The following is a 15,474-nucleotide window of genomic DNA, read 5'->3' as shown; positions in this document are numbered from 1 at the left end:
CCACGGCTTCGTCCGGAGCCTCGTCGACGCCGGCGTCGGCGAGGCTCCGGACGAAGCCGTGGCGGCGCAGGGCCGGCACCGACGAGCCCGTGTCGGCGGAACCGGCGCCGTCGTCGCCGATGTGCGCGATCCGCCGGTGGCCGAGGTCGAGCAGGTGCGCGGTCGCGAGACGACCGACGGCGAGGTCGTCCACGGTCAGCGTGGTCAGCAGCGGGTTGGGGCCGGCGATCGCGACGATGGGCACGCCGAGTCCGCGCAGGTGCGCTGATTCGGCGGCATCCAATTCGAGGGCGATCGTGATCACCGCGTCGATGCGCTGGCGACGCAGGTGGTCGTCGAAGACGCGGCGCCGTTCGGCGGGGTCCTCGCTGACGCTGTACAGCGTGATGTCGTAGCCGCGGCGGACCAGGCCGTCCGAGATGCCGGCCAGCACGGTGCTGAAGAACCAGCGGTCCAGGAACGGCACGACCACGCCGACGGCGCGGGTCCGCCCCGTCGCGAGGCTCGAGGCCGAGGCCGACACGACGTACCCGAGGGCATCGGCCGCCGCACGTACGCGGTCGCGCGTCGCGGCGGACACGGGACCCCGGCCGCTCAGAGCACGCGAGACCGTGGCCGTCGACACTCCCGCCCGGCGGGCGACGTCGTCGATACCGGCCACGGTCTCGTCCGAGAAGGGATGCCGCGGCTCAGGCCGCCGCGATCCAGACCGTCGTGTCGGTGGGCAGGCGGTCGCCGTCCAGCGGGCCGCTCGCCACGAGGACCTCGCCCGCGGGCAGGTCGACGCTCGCGTCGCCGAGGTTGGCGATCACGAGCACCGAGCCGTTGTGTGCCGCCACGACGTCGTCGCCGTATCCGTCGATCCACTCCAGCGCGCCGGCGCCCAGGCCGCGGGCGCGACGCTCGGCGAGCAACGCGCGGTACATCGACAGGGGCGAGGCCGGGTCGTCGACCTGCACGTCGTGGGCCAGGTCGGCCCACTCGCTCGGCTGCGGCAGCCACGAGGCGCCGGTGTCGTTGAAGCCGTAGGCGGGGGAGTCCGCGGTCCACGGCAGGGGCACGCGGCATCCGTCACGACCGTAGCGCTCGCCGTTCGTGCGGAACCACGTCGGATCCTGGCGGGCGTCGTCGGGCAGATCGATCACCTCGGGCAGGCCGAGCTCTTCGCCCTGGTACAGGTACGACGAGCCGGGGAGCGCGAGCATCAGCGCGGTGGCGGCGCGGGCGCGGCGCAGGCCCTTGACGGGGTCGGGCTGGCCGGGCGACTTCGGTCCGATGCCGGCGCCCTGGGGGTTCTCGGCCGTCAGCGCCAGGCGCGAGGCGTGGCGCACGACGTCGTGGTTCGACAGCACCCATGTGCTCGGGGCGCCGACGGCGCCGTACTCGGCGAGGGACTCCTCGATTACGGCGCGCAGGGCTGCGGCATCCCACTTCGTCTCGAGGTAGTGGAAGTTGAACGCCTGGTGCATCTCGTCGGGGCGGACCCACAGGGCCGTCTCGGCCACCGTCGGCAGCCACGCCTCGGCGCACAGCGCGCGGTCGCCGTCGTACTCGGCGAGCACCTCGTGCCATTCGCGCCACACCTCGTGCACGCCCGGCTGGCCCCAGTACGGCACGGCGTCGGCGTCGCCGCCCATCGAGCCGCCCTCGGGGTCGGGCGTGTAGTCGGGCAGGCCCTCGGCCTTGATCAGGCCATGGGCGACGTCGACGCGGAAGCCGTCGACCCCGCGGTCGAGCCAGAAGCGCAGCACGTCGCGGAACTCGGCGCGCACCTCTTCGTTGGTCCAGTCGAAGTCGGGCTGGGTCTCGTCGAAGATGTGCAGGTACCACTGGCCGGGCGTGCCGTCGGCCTCGGTCACGCGCTTCCACATGCCGCCGCCGAAGACGCTCTCCCAGTTGTTGGGGGGCAGCTCGCCGTTCTCGCCCTTGCCCTCGCGGAAGATGTACCGCGCACGCTCGGGGCTGCCGGGGGCGGCTTTCAGCGCCTGCTGGAACCACACGTGCTGATCGCTGGAGTGGTTGGGGACGAGGTCGACGATCACGCGGATGCCGCGCTCGTGCGCGCCCGCGAGCATCGCGTCGAAGTCGGCCAGCGTGCCGAAGATCGGGTCGACGTCGCGGTAGTCGGCGACGTCGTAGCCGGCGTCCTTCTGCGGCGACGTCTGGAAGGGGCTGAGCCAGATGGCATCCACCCCCAGCTCGCGCAGGTCGTCGAGGTGCGCCGTGACGCCGGGGAGGTCGCCCAGGCCGTCGCCCGAGGCGTCGGCGAACGAGCGGGGGTAGATCTGGTAGATGACGGCGGTGCGCCACCACTCCGAGCCCGGTGCCGAGGCCAGTTCGGCGCGCGCGTCTTCCTGCGTGAAAGTCATGCGCCCAGGCTACTGCAAGCGCTTGCACGTTCGATAGACACGTCGAGTGTGCCTTCGCGGCCTCCACCGCTCGTTCGCGATGTCGAGTGTCCAGGGCACGCCGTGTTCGTCCGCCGGCTCGCGGCGTGTGGTGGACACTCGACCATGGAGCGGCGTCGGGCGGTCGCGCCGTCGCCGCGACGGGACGCCCGGGGGCGCCGCGATTAGGCTGGACGGGTGCCCGACGCCACCGCCCTCGCCCGCGCTGAATCGCTCATCACGAGCATCCCCGACTACCCCCAGCCCGGGATCGTGTTCCGCGACATCACGCCCCTTCTGACGGATGCCGCGGCCCTGCGCACCGTCGTCGACGCCCTCATCGAACCCTTCGCCGGTCGCTTCGACGCCGTCGCGGGTGTCGAAGCGCGCGGGTTCCTGCTCGCCGGCGCGGCGGCGATCGCCGCGAACGTCGGACTCATGCCGATCCGCAAGGCGGGCAAGCTGCCCCGCCCCGCCGCCACGATGTCGTACGACCTCGAGTACGGCTCGGCGCGGATCGAGATGCACGACGACAACGCCGCGGGCGCGCGCGTGCTGCTGCTCGACGACGTCCTCGCCACGGGCGGCACCCTGGGCGCGGGCCGCGACCTGCTGCAGGCCGTGGGGAGCGAGGTCGTCGGGATCGCCACGCTGCTCGAGATCGACGGGCTGGGCGGCCGCGAGGCCCTCGGCGACGTGCACGCGGTCTTCCACGTCTAACCCCGCGCCGCAGCCGCGCACGCGCGCGCCGCAGCCGAGCGCGTCTCAGCCGAGCACGCTCGCGCCGAGCTCGACGGGACTTCCCTCGATGTTGCCGACGATGCCCCGGATGACGCCCGTCCCGTCCTCGCGGCGCAGTCCGTCGTACCAGGCCTGGGTTGCGGCGACGTCGAACGCATGGGTCTCGAACGCCCGCTTGCGCGCGCGCAGCACCAGGTCGCCCGCCCGTTCGGTGCGGATGCGCTCGTAGCGCCGCAGCGAGTCCTCGACGCCCAGCGTCGCGGTGGCGAACACGATGCCGAGCGCGAAGCTGTCCTCCAGCGCCGAACAGGCCCCCTGGCCGATGTCGGGGGCGGTGTTGTGCGCGGCATCCCCCAGGATGGCGACGCGCCCGCGCACCCACGTGTCGAAGGGGTCGATGTCCCAGATCTCGACGCGGTTGAGCGATTCGTCGGGGTCGATGCCGTCGAGCAGCGCGCGCACGCCCGGGGCGCCCCACGAGCCGAACGCGTGCTCGAGCGCCGCCATGCGGTCCTCGACGACACCGGACGGACCGGGCACGTCGACGAAGAAGTAGAACCGGTCGCCCGCCACGGGCATCACGGCGCAGCGTTTTCCGTCGCCGACGTACGTCGTCCACTGCTCGAGCGGTCCGATGCGCTCGTCGGCGGCGACCAGGCCGTTGTAGTTCACGTAGCCCGAGTAGGAGCGTTCGGGACGGATGCCGGTGGGCTCGGTGACGTAGTCCCGCACGATCGATCGCGCCCCGTCGGCGCCGATCAGCAGGTCGGCCGTGTCGGTGGTGCCGTCGGCGAAGGTGGCGGTCACGACGCCGTCGTGCTCGGCGACACCGGTCAGCTGCATGCCGAGTCGGATGTGGGCGGGGCCGACGGCATCCATCATCAGCGCCTGCAGATCGGCGCGGGCGACGGGGTAGGGCCGCTGGCCCGTCTGCGCGGTGACGGGGGCGAGGCTGAAGCGGCAGAGCTCGTCGCCCGTATGGCCGTCGTAGTAGGCCATGTCGTCCATGCGGCCGCCCAGGGCGGCGACCTGCGGGCCGAGGCCGAGCCAGTTGAGCACCTTGACCCCGTTCGACCACAGCGACAGGGCCGCGCCGACGGGGCGGTTCTCGCGCATGCGGTCGTAGACGACGACGTCGTGACCGAGCTTCTGCAGGGCGAGGGCGGCGGAGGTGCCCCCGACGCCCGCGCCGATGACGATGACCTTCATGGTTCTCCTCAGCTGCCGCGGTAGGTGGAGTAGGCGAACGGGCTCAGCAGCAGCGGCACGTGCAGGTGGGCCTCGCCCGACGCGGTGAACGCCACCGTCACGACGGGGTGGAAGGACGCGACCCCGCGGCCGCGGAAGTAGGCGCCGGTGCCGAAGGTGAGGGCGTAGTCCCCGTCGGCGAGCACGTCGGGGCCCAGGGCGAGGCGGCCGTCCGCGTCGGTGGTGGCCGCGTCGATGGTGGCGCCGTCGAGGTGGCTCAGCGTCACCGTGACGCCGGTCGCGGGGCTGCCGGTGGTGGCATCCAGGATGTGGGTGGTGACGTGCGTCATGCGGGGTGCTCCGGGGCGTGGGGGGGGTGCGGCGGGTCATTCCGCCGCCTCCGGTTCGGCGGGGGTCGCGTCGGCGAAGGTGGTGCGCAGGCGCAGCAGCGCGATCTCGGCGAGCTGCCGCGTGGCCTCGATGGTCTCGGCGTCCGGGTCGTTGGCGAGGCGGCGCTCGAGCTCGGCGCGCATCTCGCCGGGGGTGCGGCCCGCCGCGCGGATGAGGAAGACCCGGCCGAACCGCTGCTCGTAGGCGGCGTTGCCCGCGGCGATCGCGGCGATGTCGTCGTCGGCGGCGGATGCCATGGAACCCTGTTCGCGCCGGGATGCCGCGGCCTCGGCGCCGTCGCCCGACACCATGGCGCCGATCCGGGGGTGGGCGTGCAGCGCGGCCTCGAGGTCGGCGGGCGACCAGGCCGAGGCGAGGTCGCCGGCGTAGGCGGCGAGGGCGTCGACGCTCGCGTAGGGCCGGCCGGCGACGAGGGCGTCCACCCACCCCGGGACGTCGGCCCAGACGCGCACCGTGGCGACCGCTTCGGCGTCGTCGGCGGCGTGGAAGTCGGTGAGGAGCATGCCCGCCAGGCTAGGCGGCGCGCGTTACGCCCCCGTGGCCTGATGTGTCGGCGATGTTGCTGTGGCGAACATCCGCGGCCGCGCGGGTGCGGCGTCACGAGAACAGGGGATGCCACGAGGACAGGCCGATGCGCCCGTCGTTCTCCTGTTGCCGGCGCTGCGGCCTGTTCTCGTGACCGGCTCCGCCCGCGGCGTCAGGCGTGCACGATCAGCCAGTGCGCGACCGCGTCGACCGTGCCGGTGTTGTGCAGACGGTGGGGGACCGAGCAGGGGTAGCTGATGGCATCCCCCGCCCGCAGGATCACCCTCTCCGCCTCGAAGTCGATGGTCAGTTCACCCGCGACCAGGGTGCCGACCTCGTAGCCCTCGTGGTGGAACAGCTCGTCGGCGCCGTGCGCCGAGGCTCCGGGAGGGTAGACCGATTCGAAGTAGTCGACGCCGGGCGAGGTCCCGGGCGTGAGGCGTCGGAACGACACCCCGCTGTCGAGCACGATGTCGGGCGACTGCCCGGCGCGCTGCAGGGTGAATCCGGACGGTCCCGCGGGTTCGACGGGGCGATCGGATGCCGGGTCGAAGGCCGCGACCAGGGGGACGCCGAGCGCGTCGGTGATGGCGATGAGCCGCGAGACGCTCGGCTGCATCACCCCGCGCTCGATCTGCGACACGGCGCTGGGCGAGATGCCGAGGGCTTTCGCGAGCGCCCGGGCGGACATGTTCTGCGCCTGCCGCAGCTCGCGGATGCGCGTGCCGACCCCGGTGTCCGCACCCGCGTCGGGCTCGACGGCGGCGGCGGCTTCGGCGACGGGCGACTGCGACATGTCCCGAGTCTAAGGAGCGCGAGGGCGTGAAGGTGCGACTTCACACACTCGTTACATGGGCGAAATCGCCGGGGTCGTGTGAACCCATAACTTCACATCAGAGCTCCACTCCGGCCGCGGACTCCACGTCGTGGCATCCATCGTCCTGAGAGGAATGACATGACTTCCACACCCCTCACCGGCCCCCACGACCTCGTGGAGGCCGCCGGCCACCCCCACGGGGGCGGCAACATGAAGCCCCACTACGACGAGCGTCTGGCGAATGAGGACCTCGCTCCGCTGCGCAAGCAGAAGTGGTCGAGCTACAACATCTTCGCGTTCTGGATGAGCGACGTGCACTCCGTCGGCGGCTACGTCACCGCCGGCTCGCTGTTCGCCCTCGGCCTGCAGTCCTGGCAGGTGCTCGTGGCTTTGATCGCGGGCATCGTCATCGTGCAGGTCTTCGCCAACCTCGTCGCCAAGCCCAGCCAGAAGACGGGCGTGCCCTACCCGGTCATCAACCGCGTGGTCTTCGGCATCCGGGGCGCGAACATCCCCGCGATCATCCGCGGCCTCATCGCGATCGCCTGGTACGGCGTGCAGACCTTCCTCGCGGCCGAATCGCTGAACATCGTGTTCCTCAAGTTCGTGCCCGGTTCCGCCGCCCTGCTCGACGTGTCGTTCGCGGGGCTGTCGGCCCTCGGGTGGATCTCGTACGCGATCCTGTGGACCGCGCAGTTCCTGCTGTTCTGGAACGGCATGGAGGTCATCCGCCGCTTCATCGACTGGGCGGGCCCCGCGGTCTACCTCGTGATGATCGTGCTCGCGGTGTACCTCGTCTCGCAGGCGGGCATCGAGAACATCTCGTTCACCCTGTCGACCACGCAGCTCGACTTCTGGGCGTCGATCCCCGTGATGTTCGCGGCCATCGCGCTGGTGGTGGCGTACTTCTCGGGCCCGATGCTGAACTTCGGCGATTTCGCCCGCTACGGCAAGAGCTTCGCGGCGGTCAAGAAGGGCAACTTCTGGGGCCTGCCCATCAACTTCCTGTTCTTCTCGCTGCTCACCGTCATCACGGCATCCGCGACGGTCCCGGTGTTCGGCGAACTGCTGACCGACCCGATCGCCACCGTCGAGCGCATCGACACCCCGTTCGCGATCCTGCTGGGCGGACTCACCTTCGTCACCGCCACGGTCGGCATCAACATCGTCGCCAACTTCATCTCGCCCGCGTTCGACTTCTCGAACGTCGCGCCCAAGAAGATCTCGTGGCGCGCGGGCGGCATGATCGCCGCCGTCGGCTCGACGTTCCTCATGCCCTGGAACTGGTACTCCAACAGCGACGCCATCCACTACTCGCTCGGCGTGCTGGGTGCGCTGATCGGCCCGCTCTTCGGCATCCTGATCGCGGGTTACTACTTCGCCGCTCGCCAGCGCGTGAACGTCGATGCGATGTTCACGATGGATGCCGCGGGCCCCTACTGGTATCGCAACGGCTTCAACCCGAACGCGGTCAAGGCCGTCATCGCCGCGGGCGTCCCCACGGTCGCCGTGGCGATCTTCCCGAAGCTGTTCGCCGACCTGGGTCTGTTCGACGTGTCTGCCGTGAGCGACTACAGCTGGTTCATCGGCTGCGCGCTGGGTCTGGGACTCTTCCTGTTCTTCGAGCGGCTCGACCCGCGCATTCCGACCTTCGAGGGCGAGACCGAGGGCATCTCGGACGGCACGGTCGACGGCGCGGCCGCGACGACGGCCTCGGAGCCCCCGGCCATCTCGGCCGAGGTGCCCGTGCAGGCGGTCGGAACGACGCGGACGGATGCCACCGCGTGAGGATCCTGCTCATCAACCCCAACACCTCCCGGGCGATGACCGCGAAGATCGCGGACGCCGCCCGGGGGGTGGCGGGGCCCGGCGTCGAGATCGACGCGGTCTGCCCCGAGGTCGGCGCCGCGGCGATCGAGAGCCACGTCGACGAGATCGCCGCCGCCGCGGCCGTGGTCGAGCTCGTCGCCGCCGATCGCGACGGCCCGTCTCCGGCCGACGCGTACGTCGTCGCCTGCTTCGGCGACCCGGGGCTCGACGCGGCGCGCGAGCTGGTCGACGCTCCGGTGATCGGCATCGCCGAGGCCGCGATGCACCTGGCCGCGGTGTCGGGGCGGCACTTCGGCGTCGTCACGACCCTCAGCCGCACCCTGGGCCGTGCCCGCGACCTGGTCTCGCGCTACGGCATGGAGCGGGCGTGCGTCTCGCTCGCGGCGACCGGCATCCCCGTCCTCGACCTCGAAGACACCGCGTCCTCCGCCGTCGCCACCATCGCGGCGCTGAGTGCCGAGGCCGCCGCGGGCGGGGCCGACGTCATCGTGCTCGGGTGCGCGGGCATGGCCGACCTGTGCGCCGAGCTGACGGTGCGTGTCGGGGTCCCGGTGGTCGACGGGGTGGCCGCGGCCGTGGGGATGGCATCCGGCATGGTCCGCATGGGCCTCGGTACGAGCAAGCGCGACGAGTACGCGAGCCCGCCCGTGCGCCGGCCCGTCGAGGTGTTCGCGTGAATGTTGATGACGGTTACATTCGTGAAACGCGGGGTGCCTAACGTGAGCGGCATGACCACCCGGATCGCCGCCCGACGCGTCTACCTCGACGGCGCGTTCGCCCCCGCCACCGTCGTGATCGACGACGGCGTCATCGCCCGGATCGACGCCTTCGACGCCTCGGCCGACACCGTCCTGCCCTCCGACGCCGTGCTGCTGCCGGGGCTGGTCGACTCGCACGTGCACCTCGACGAGCCCGGGCGCACCGAGTGGGAGGGCTTCGCCACGGGTACCGCCGCGGCGGCCGCGGGCGGCGTCACGACGGTCGTCGACATGCCGCTGAACAGCCTCCCCGTGACCACCTCGGTGGAGGCGCTGGATGCCAAGCGCGCCGCCGCCCGCGGAAAGCTCGCCGTCGACGTGGCCTACTGGGGAGGAGCCGTGCCCGAGAACCTCGGCTCGCTGCGCGCCCTGGCCGACGCGGGCGTCGTGGGCTTCAAGTGCTTCCTCTCGCCGAGCGGGATCGACGAGTTCGGCCACCTCGACGCCGACCAGCTCGAGCGCTGCCTCGCCGAGCTGGCCGTGTTCGACGGGCTGCTGATCGTGCACGCCGAAGACCCCGCGCACCTGCACGCCGACGGCGCACTGGGTCCGCACTACCGCGACTTCGAGCGCAGCCGGCCGCCGATGAGCGAGCGCGCCGCGATCGAACGCGTCATCGCCGCCGCGCGACGCACCGGAGCGCGCGCGCACATCGTGCACGTGTCCGACGGAGGGGCGCTCGCCGCCGTCCGCGCGGCGAAGGCCGAGGGCGTCCGGCTCACGGTCGAGACCTGCCCGCACTACCTCACGCTCGACGCCGAGGCGGTGCCCGACGGCGCCGGCGCGTTCAAGTGCTGCCCGCCCATCCGCGGCGGCGACAACCGCGATCAGCTGTGGGCCGGGGTGATCGACGGCACGATCGACGCGATCGTCAGCGACCACTCGCCCGCGACCGTGGAGCTCAAGGGCCACCCCGACTTCGGTCTCGCGTGGGGCGGCATCTCGGGCCTGCAGACGGGACTGTCGGCCGTGCACACGACGGCCCGCGAGCGGGGCCTCGCCTTCGAGTCGCTGCTGCCGCTGCTGACGACCGGACCCGCCCGCATCGCGGGACTCGCCGGACTGGGCGTGATCGCGCCCGGCGCCCCGGCGCACCTCGTCGCCTTCGCCCCCGATGAGCCTTTCGTCGTGGATGCCGCCCGCCTCGAGTACCGCAATCCGGTGTCGCCGTGGCACGGCGAGACGCTCCTCGGCGTCGTCCGCGAGACCTGGTTGCGCGGGGTGTCCGCCTATCGTCGCGGTGCGCCCGTGACCGAGCGCGAGGGTCGCGAGATCCTCCCCGCCCCCACGGCGGTGCCCGCATGACCGCCGCCGAGGTCACCGAGCCCGTCGACGGGACCGGGACCCCCAGCGCCCGTTCCCCCTTCCCGATCCTCCAGCCGCACACCGGCCCCATCCCCGGCGACCACTACCTCCCCGCCACCCCGGCGACCGTGCTGTGGGGGCGCCTTCCGTGCGCGGGCGACGCGGCGGTCCTCGAGATCGCGTCGGGCGAGAGCGTGACGTTCGACACGGTCAGCCACGAGGGCGTGCTCGACGACCAGGGCAAGGACCCCCGCGCGTTCTTCGGCGCGCACGGCGTGCCCGCCGACCAGGTGCTCGACGACGCGGTCGAGATCGCGGCATCCGTCTCGCGGGATCCCTTCGCCGACGGACCGCACGTCGTCGTCGGACCCGTCCGCGTGGCGGGCGCGCGCCCCGGCGACCTGCTCAAGATCACCGTCGACACCCTCGCTCCGCGCGTGCCCTACGGGGTCATCTCGAACCGTCACGGCAAGGGGGCGCTGCCGGGAGAGCTGCCCCGCACCCCGCACAACGTCAGCGTCTTCGCGGCGGTCGAGGAGCGCGCGGGTGCGCTCTTCGGCACGCTGCCCGTGGTCGAGGGCGGAGCCCCGGTCGTCGCTTTTCCGCTCGCGCCGTTCCTCGGCACGATGGGCGTCGCCGTCGCCGGCGACGAGCGCCCGCACTCCGTCCCGCCCGGAACCCACGGCGGCAACATCGACATCAACCTGCTCGTCGAGGGGACGACCCTGTTCCTGCCGGTGCAGGTCGAGGGGGCGATGGCCTACGTCGGCGATCCGCACTTCGCCCAGGGCGATGGCGAGGTGGCGCTCACGGCGCTCGAGGCCTCGCTCCGGGCGACGCTGCGCTTCGAGGTGATTCCCGCGGATGCCGCACGCGCCGCGTTCGGAGACGTCACCGGCCCGCTCGTGCGCACCCCCGAGTTCCTCGTGCCCACCGGTATGGACCCCGATCTCGACGCCGCGATGCGCGCGTGCGTGCGCGCCGCGCTCGCGCTGATGAACGGGCGGTGGGGGATGGACGAGCACCTCGCCTACGCCTACCTGAGCGCGGCGACCGACTTCGACATCTCGCAGGTCGTCGACATCGTCTCGGGCGTGCACGCGCGCATCCGCGAGGCCGACTTCGCGGCCGTTCCGGCGGTGGAGCCGGCGCCGCGGGACACCGACGGAGGTGCCGCGTGAGCCCCGCGCTCGCCGCCGCCCTCGCCCGCGCCGAGGCCCCCGGCATCCTTCCGCGTCGCGCTGCGGACGATGGTTCAGTGTCCACGACACGCGGACGGGTCGCGCGCGCATCCGCGTGTCGTGGACACTCGACGTCCGACGACGCGCCGAGAGAGGGACGACAGTGACGGATGCCACGATCCCCGCCGACCTGTGGGAGGCCTTCGAGGCGTACGAGCGGGCGATCGTCGCGAACGACCTCGACGCGCTCGACGCGTTCTTCGCGCCCGGACCCGGAACCCTGCGCGGGGATCCCGGCGGCCTGCTCGTCGGACACGACGCGATCAGCGGATTCCGGTCGTTGCGCGGCGGCGTCCCCCCGCGCGAGATCGCCGACGTCCACTACCGTCCGCTGGCCCGCGGCCCCCGTCCGGACGCCGACGACGACGCCGCGAGCATCGACGGCGACGTCGCGCTGCTCGTGTCGGTCTCGCGCTTCACCGGCGGAGGCCGCGGTCTGCAGACGCAGGTGTGGGAGCACGTCGACGGCCGGTGGGTCATCACCGCAGCGCACGTCACCCCGCGCACGCCGGCGTTCGACCGGTCGATCTGGCGCAGCGTCGGCGACCCGTTCCTGCAGGGCGCGTGGGAGGGGCCGCTCGCCGGACTCACCGTCGCGGTGAAGGACCTCTTCGCGATCGCGGGATTCCGCATCGGCGCCGGCAATCCGACGTACCTCGAGCAGGCGCGTCCCGAGAAGGTCACCGCTCCCGCGGTCGCCGACCTGCTGCGCGCCGGGGCGTCGCTGCGGGGGATCGCCCGCACCGACGAATTCGCCTATTCGATCGCGGGCGACAACGTGCACTACGGCACCCCGCCCAACGGCGCGGTCGTCGGTGCGCTGCCCGGGGGGTCCTCGAGCGGACCGGCCGCGGCCGTCGCCCTCGGCCACGCCGACGTCGGTCTCGCGACCGACACCGCGGGCTCCATCCGCGTACCCGCGTCGTACCAGGGCCTGTGGGGCCTGCGCACGACCCACGACCTCGTCCCGCGTCAGGGGATGCTGCCGCTCGCGCAGTCGTTTGACACGATCGGCTGGCTCACCCGCGACGGCGACACGCTGCAGCGCGTGGCCGACTGGTGCCTCAGCTACGACGGTTCCGCCTCGACCGAGAACGTCTACGGCGCCTCGGGCGACGACCTGCCGTGGCGGTTCCTCGTGCCCGAAGAGATCCTCGACTGCGTCGATCCCGACACCCGCGCGGTGTTCTCGCGGCTGCTCGCGGCGCTCGCGGCATCCGAGGATCCTCCGTCCCTGCGCGCCGTCGATGCGGTCGACGTGGATGCCACGTTCACCGCGTTCCGGACGGTCCAGGGTGCCGAGGCCTGGCGCAACGACGGTGAGTGGCTGCGTGCGCACCCCGGGGCCGTGGGTGCCGCGGTCGCGGAGCGCTTCGCCGCCGCGTCGCGCATCACCGCCGCCGACGAGGCCGCCGCCCGCCGCGACCTCGAGCCGATCGCCGCGCACCTCGCCGATCTCGTCCACGACGCGGTGCTGATCTTTCCGACGGTTCCCGGTCCCGCACCGCTTCGGACCGCCGATGTGGATGCCGTCCGCTCCGCGACCCTGCGCATGACCGCCCCTGCCGCGGCGGCGGGGCTGCCCGCGGTCTCGGTGCCCCTGCTGACCGTCGGCGCCGCGCCCGTGGGCGTGTGCCTGGTGTCCCGCGCGGGCACCGACATCGCGCTGGTCCGCCTCGCCCGCCGCCTCGAGGCACTCGTCGCCCGCCCCGCCCGCCCGCCCCGCCCTCGCACCACGGAGTCCTGATGTCCCACCTCCCCGGCCCGATCGACCCGCCCGCCCGTCTGCTCATGGGCCCCGGGCCCATCTCGGCGTACCCGAGCGTGCTCCGCGCGATGGGGGCGCCGCTGGTCGGCCAGTACGACCCGTTCATGACGGCGACGATGACCGAGACGCAGGCCCTGTACCGCGAGGTCTGGGGCACCGCCAACGAGGCGACGCTGCTCATCGACGGCACGAGCCGCGCGGGCATCGAGGCGGCGATGGTGTCGCTCATCCGTCCCGGCGACCGCGTGCTCGTGCCGGTCTTCGGCCGCTTCGGGCACCTGCTCGCCGAGATCGCCGAGCGTGCGCTCGCCGAGGTGCACACGATCGAGGTGCCCTGGGGCGAGGTCTTCCCGGTGTCGATGATCCGCGAGGCGATCGAGCGGGTGAAGCCGCACCTGGTGGCCTGCGTCCAGGGCGACACCTCGACGACGATGCTGCAGCCGCTCGACGAGATCGGCGAGATCTGCCGCGCGCACGGCGCCCTCTTCTACACCGACGCGACGGCGTCGTTGGGCGGGAACCCCTTCGAGATGGACGCGTGGGGCCTGGATGCCGCGACCGCCGGCCTGCAGAAGTGCCTCGGGGGCCCGTCGGGGTCGGCACCGATCAGCCTGTCGGACCGGGCGGTCGAGGTGGTGCGTTCGCGCGCCCGCGTCGAGGCGGGGATCCGCGAAGAGGGCGATGCCTCGGCATCCGACTTCATCCGCTCCAACTACTTCGACCTCGCGATGATCCTCGATTACTGGGGACCGCGCCGCCTGAACCACCACACCGAGGCGACGACCATGCTCTACGGGGCGCGGGAGTGCGCCCGCGTGCTGCTTCTCGAGGGGCGGGATGCCACCATCCACCGCCACCGCCTGCACGGCGATGCGATGCTCGCGGGTGTCGAGGGTCTGGGCCTGACGGTGTTCGGCGACGTCGCGCACAAGATGACCAACGTCGTCGCCGTCGAGATCCCGGACGGGGTCGTCGGCGACGCGGTCCGGTCCGAGCTGTTGAGCGACTTCGGGATCGAGATCGGTACGTCGTTCGGTCCGCTGCACGGCCGGGTGTGGCGCATCGGCACGATGGGCTACAACGCCCGCACCGACGCGGTGCTCACGACGCTCGCCGCTCTGGAGGCGGTGCTGCGGCGCCACGGCGCTGCGGTGCCGGCCGGCGGGGGCGTCGAGGCGGCGCAGGGGGTTTACGCGGCGGCGGAGCGATGACGCTCGAGACCCGATTGCAGGCGTCTCCGGAGCGCATCGCGTCGGCGGCGCGACGCGTGATGGGTCGGTGCGAGGAACTCGCCCGCGTCACGTCGATGACGGGCGGGATCGAGCGCGTGTACCTCTCGCCCGAGCACGCGCGGGTCAACCGTCTGGCCGCGGAGTGGATGCGCGAGCTGGGCATGACGACGCGGCAGGACGCGGCGGGTAACCAGGTGGGCCGCCTGGCGCCCGCCGGCGTCCCCGACGCGCCCGCCCTGCTGATGGGTTCGCACCTCGACACGGTCCCCGATGCGGGTCGGTACGACGGGATCGTCGGCGTGCTCATGGCGCTCGAGGTGGTCCGGCTCGTGCGTCACGTCGACGCCGACGGCGCCGTGGCGAGTCCCTTCCCGTTCGCCCTCGAGGTGATCGCATTCAGCGACGAAGAGGGCACGCGTTTCGGCAAGGCGCTGCTGGGCTCGTCGGCCGTGGCCGGTCAGTGGGACGAGTCCTGGTGGGATCTGACGGATGCCGACGGCTCCACGCTGCGCCAGGCCTTCCGCGAGTTCGGACTCGACCCCGCTCGCGTGGGCGAGGCCGCGCGCCGCCCCGACGAGCTCGTCGCCTATCTCGAGGCGCACATCGAGCAGGGCCCCGAACTCGATCGCGCCGACCAGGCGCTCGCCGCGGTGTCGTCGATCGCGTCGGCGCGGCGCTTCCAGCTGATCGTCGAGGGCGAGGCCCGTCACGCGGGCGGAACCCCGTACGACATGCGCCGCGACGCGCTGCTGGGCGCGAGCGAGGCGGCGCTGGCGGTGGAGCGGATCTGCCGCGGCGAGCACCACGTCATCGGCACGGTGGGGCAGCTCGAGGCGTTCCCCGGTGCGGTGAACGTCGTGCCGGGCGAGGCGCACTTCTCGCTCGACCTGCGGGGGGAGTTCGACGACACCCGCGATCACACCTGGACCGCGATCGCGGCGGAGCTGGATGCCATCATGGGCCGCCGCGGACTGCGGTGGCGCTCCCGCGAGGTCCACAGCGCCCCCGCCGTCTTCTGTGAGCCCCTGCTGCAGGACGTCGTGCGCGCCGGGATCGGCGCCGAGGCCCCGACCTTGTTCAGTCGGGCCGGCCACGACGCGATGGCGATCGGGGCGATCACCGGGGTCGGCATGCTCTTCCTGCGCAATGCCGAGGGGATCAGCCATCACCCCGCCGAGTCGGTGAGGGGAGCCGACGTCGCGGCCGGCATCCGCGCCCTCGCGGAGTCGGTGCTGCACCTGGCGGCCGAGCCCCGCTGACGACCTCGCGCG

General features: G+C 72.6%; 14 protein-coding genes. 8 read left to right on the top strand and 6 right to left on the bottom strand.

Translation table 11 applies throughout. The features are described from left to right. Nucleotides 1–661, bottom strand: a 661-nt coding sequence (locus DC432_RS10585) for a LacI family DNA-binding transcriptional regulator (RefSeq protein WP_133177921.1), incomplete at its 3' end; no start/stop codon positions are given. 28 nt (nt 662–689) lie between these two features. Further along, the gene (locus DC432_RS10580; protein WP_116537870.1) at nt 690–2,369 is read right to left on the bottom strand and encodes a glycoside hydrolase family 13 protein; all 1,680 of its coding nucleotides are present in this window, start codon (nt 2,367–2,369) and stop codon (nt 690–692) included. 216 nt (nt 2,370–2,585) lie between these two features. On the opposite strand from DC432_RS10580, the gene DC432_RS10575 reads away from it, so the two are divergent. Continuing rightward, complete coding sequence (locus tag DC432_RS10575) at nt 2,586–3,107, top strand: adenine phosphoribosyltransferase (RefSeq protein WP_108320713.1); 522 nt, start codon at nt 2,586–2,588, stop codon at nt 3,105–3,107. 45 nt (nt 3,108–3,152) lie between these two features. Here DC432_RS10575 and hpxO read toward each other — a convergent pair whose 3' ends face one another. The 4 genes from hpxO to DC432_RS10555 all read right to left on the bottom strand — a co-directional run bounded on the left by hpxO (nt 3,153) and on the right by DC432_RS10555 (nt 6,048). After that, nucleotides 3,153–4,337, bottom strand: coding sequence for an FAD-dependent urate hydroxylase HpxO (gene hpxO, locus DC432_RS10570; protein ID WP_116537869.1), 1,185 nt, complete (start codon nt 4,335–4,337; stop codon nt 3,153–3,155). Nucleotides 4,338–4,345: 8 nt separating this feature from the next. Further along, on the bottom strand, nt 4,346–4,666 hold the full coding sequence (gene uraH / locus DC432_RS10565; protein WP_116537868.1) for a hydroxyisourate hydrolase: 321 nt from the start codon (nt 4,664–4,666) through the stop codon (nt 4,346–4,348). A gap of 36 nt (nt 4,667–4,702) precedes the next feature. After that, nucleotides 4,703–5,230: a 2-oxo-4-hydroxy-4-carboxy-5-ureidoimidazoline decarboxylase gene (gene uraD / locus DC432_RS10560; protein ID WP_116537867.1), complete on the bottom strand. Its 528-nt coding sequence runs from the start codon at nt 5,228–5,230 to the stop codon at nt 4,703–4,705. 194 nt (nt 5,231–5,424) lie between these two features. Then, nucleotides 5,425–6,048 (bottom strand): helix-turn-helix domain-containing protein, encoded by a 624-nt coding sequence (locus DC432_RS10555; protein ID WP_116537866.1) that lies wholly within the window; start codon nt 6,046–6,048, stop codon nt 5,425–5,427. A 159-nt stretch (nt 6,049–6,207) separates the two neighbouring features. Here DC432_RS10555 and DC432_RS10550 point away from each other — a divergent pair, with 159 nt between their 5' ends. From DC432_RS10550 to DC432_RS10520, 7 genes are all read left to right on the top strand, one after another. After that, nucleotides 6,208–7,857 (top strand): NCS1 family nucleobase:cation symporter-1, encoded by a 1,650-nt coding sequence (locus tag DC432_RS10550; RefSeq protein ID WP_116537865.1) that lies wholly within the window; start codon nt 6,208–6,210, stop codon nt 7,855–7,857. After that, entirely contained in the window at nt 7,854–8,576 is a 723-nt protein-coding gene (locus DC432_RS10545) for an aspartate/glutamate racemase family protein (protein WP_116537864.1), read from the top strand. The genes DC432_RS10550 and DC432_RS10545 overlap by 4 nt, the downstream gene beginning before the upstream one ends. 51 nt (nt 8,577–8,627) lie before the next feature. Further along, nucleotides 8,628–9,962 carry an allantoinase AllB gene (gene allB / locus DC432_RS10540; protein WP_116537863.1) on the top strand — a complete coding sequence of 445 codons (1,335 nt, stop codon included), beginning with the start codon at nt 8,628–8,630 and terminating at the stop codon, nt 9,960–9,962. Next, nucleotides 9,959–11,143 (top strand): acetamidase/formamidase family protein, encoded by a 1,185-nt coding sequence (locus tag DC432_RS10535; protein WP_116537862.1) that lies wholly within the window; start codon nt 9,959–9,961, stop codon nt 11,141–11,143. The genes allB and DC432_RS10535 overlap by 4 nt, the downstream gene beginning before the upstream one ends. A gap of 163 nt (nt 11,144–11,306) precedes the next feature. Continuing rightward, a complete protein-coding gene (locus DC432_RS10530) occupies nt 11,307–12,950 on the top strand; it encodes an AtzH-like domain-containing protein (RefSeq protein WP_116537861.1) in 1,644 nt (547 codons plus the stop codon). Next, nucleotides 12,950–14,182, top strand: a complete 1,233-nt coding sequence (locus tag DC432_RS10525) for a pyridoxal-phosphate-dependent aminotransferase family protein (RefSeq protein WP_116537860.1) — start codon at nt 12,950–12,952, stop codon at nt 14,180–14,182. The genes DC432_RS10530 and DC432_RS10525 overlap by 1 nt, the downstream gene beginning before the upstream one ends. Next, the gene (locus DC432_RS10520; protein WP_116537859.1) at nt 14,179–15,462 is read left to right on the top strand and encodes an allantoate amidohydrolase; all 1,284 of its coding nucleotides are present in this window, start codon (nt 14,179–14,181) and stop codon (nt 15,460–15,462) included. Before DC432_RS10525 ends, DC432_RS10520 begins: the two co-directional genes overlap by 4 nt. The last annotated feature ends 12 nt before the right edge of the window (nt 15,463–15,474 follow it).

Origin of the sequence: Microbacterium testaceum, assembly GCF_003075375.1 — a bacterium.
Classification (GTDB): Bacteria; Actinomycetota; Actinomycetes; order Actinomycetales; family Microbacteriaceae; genus Microbacterium; species Microbacterium testaceum_E.
Note: the sequence above shows the minus strand (reverse complement) of the source record. Positions and strands in the feature narration are given on the sequence as shown.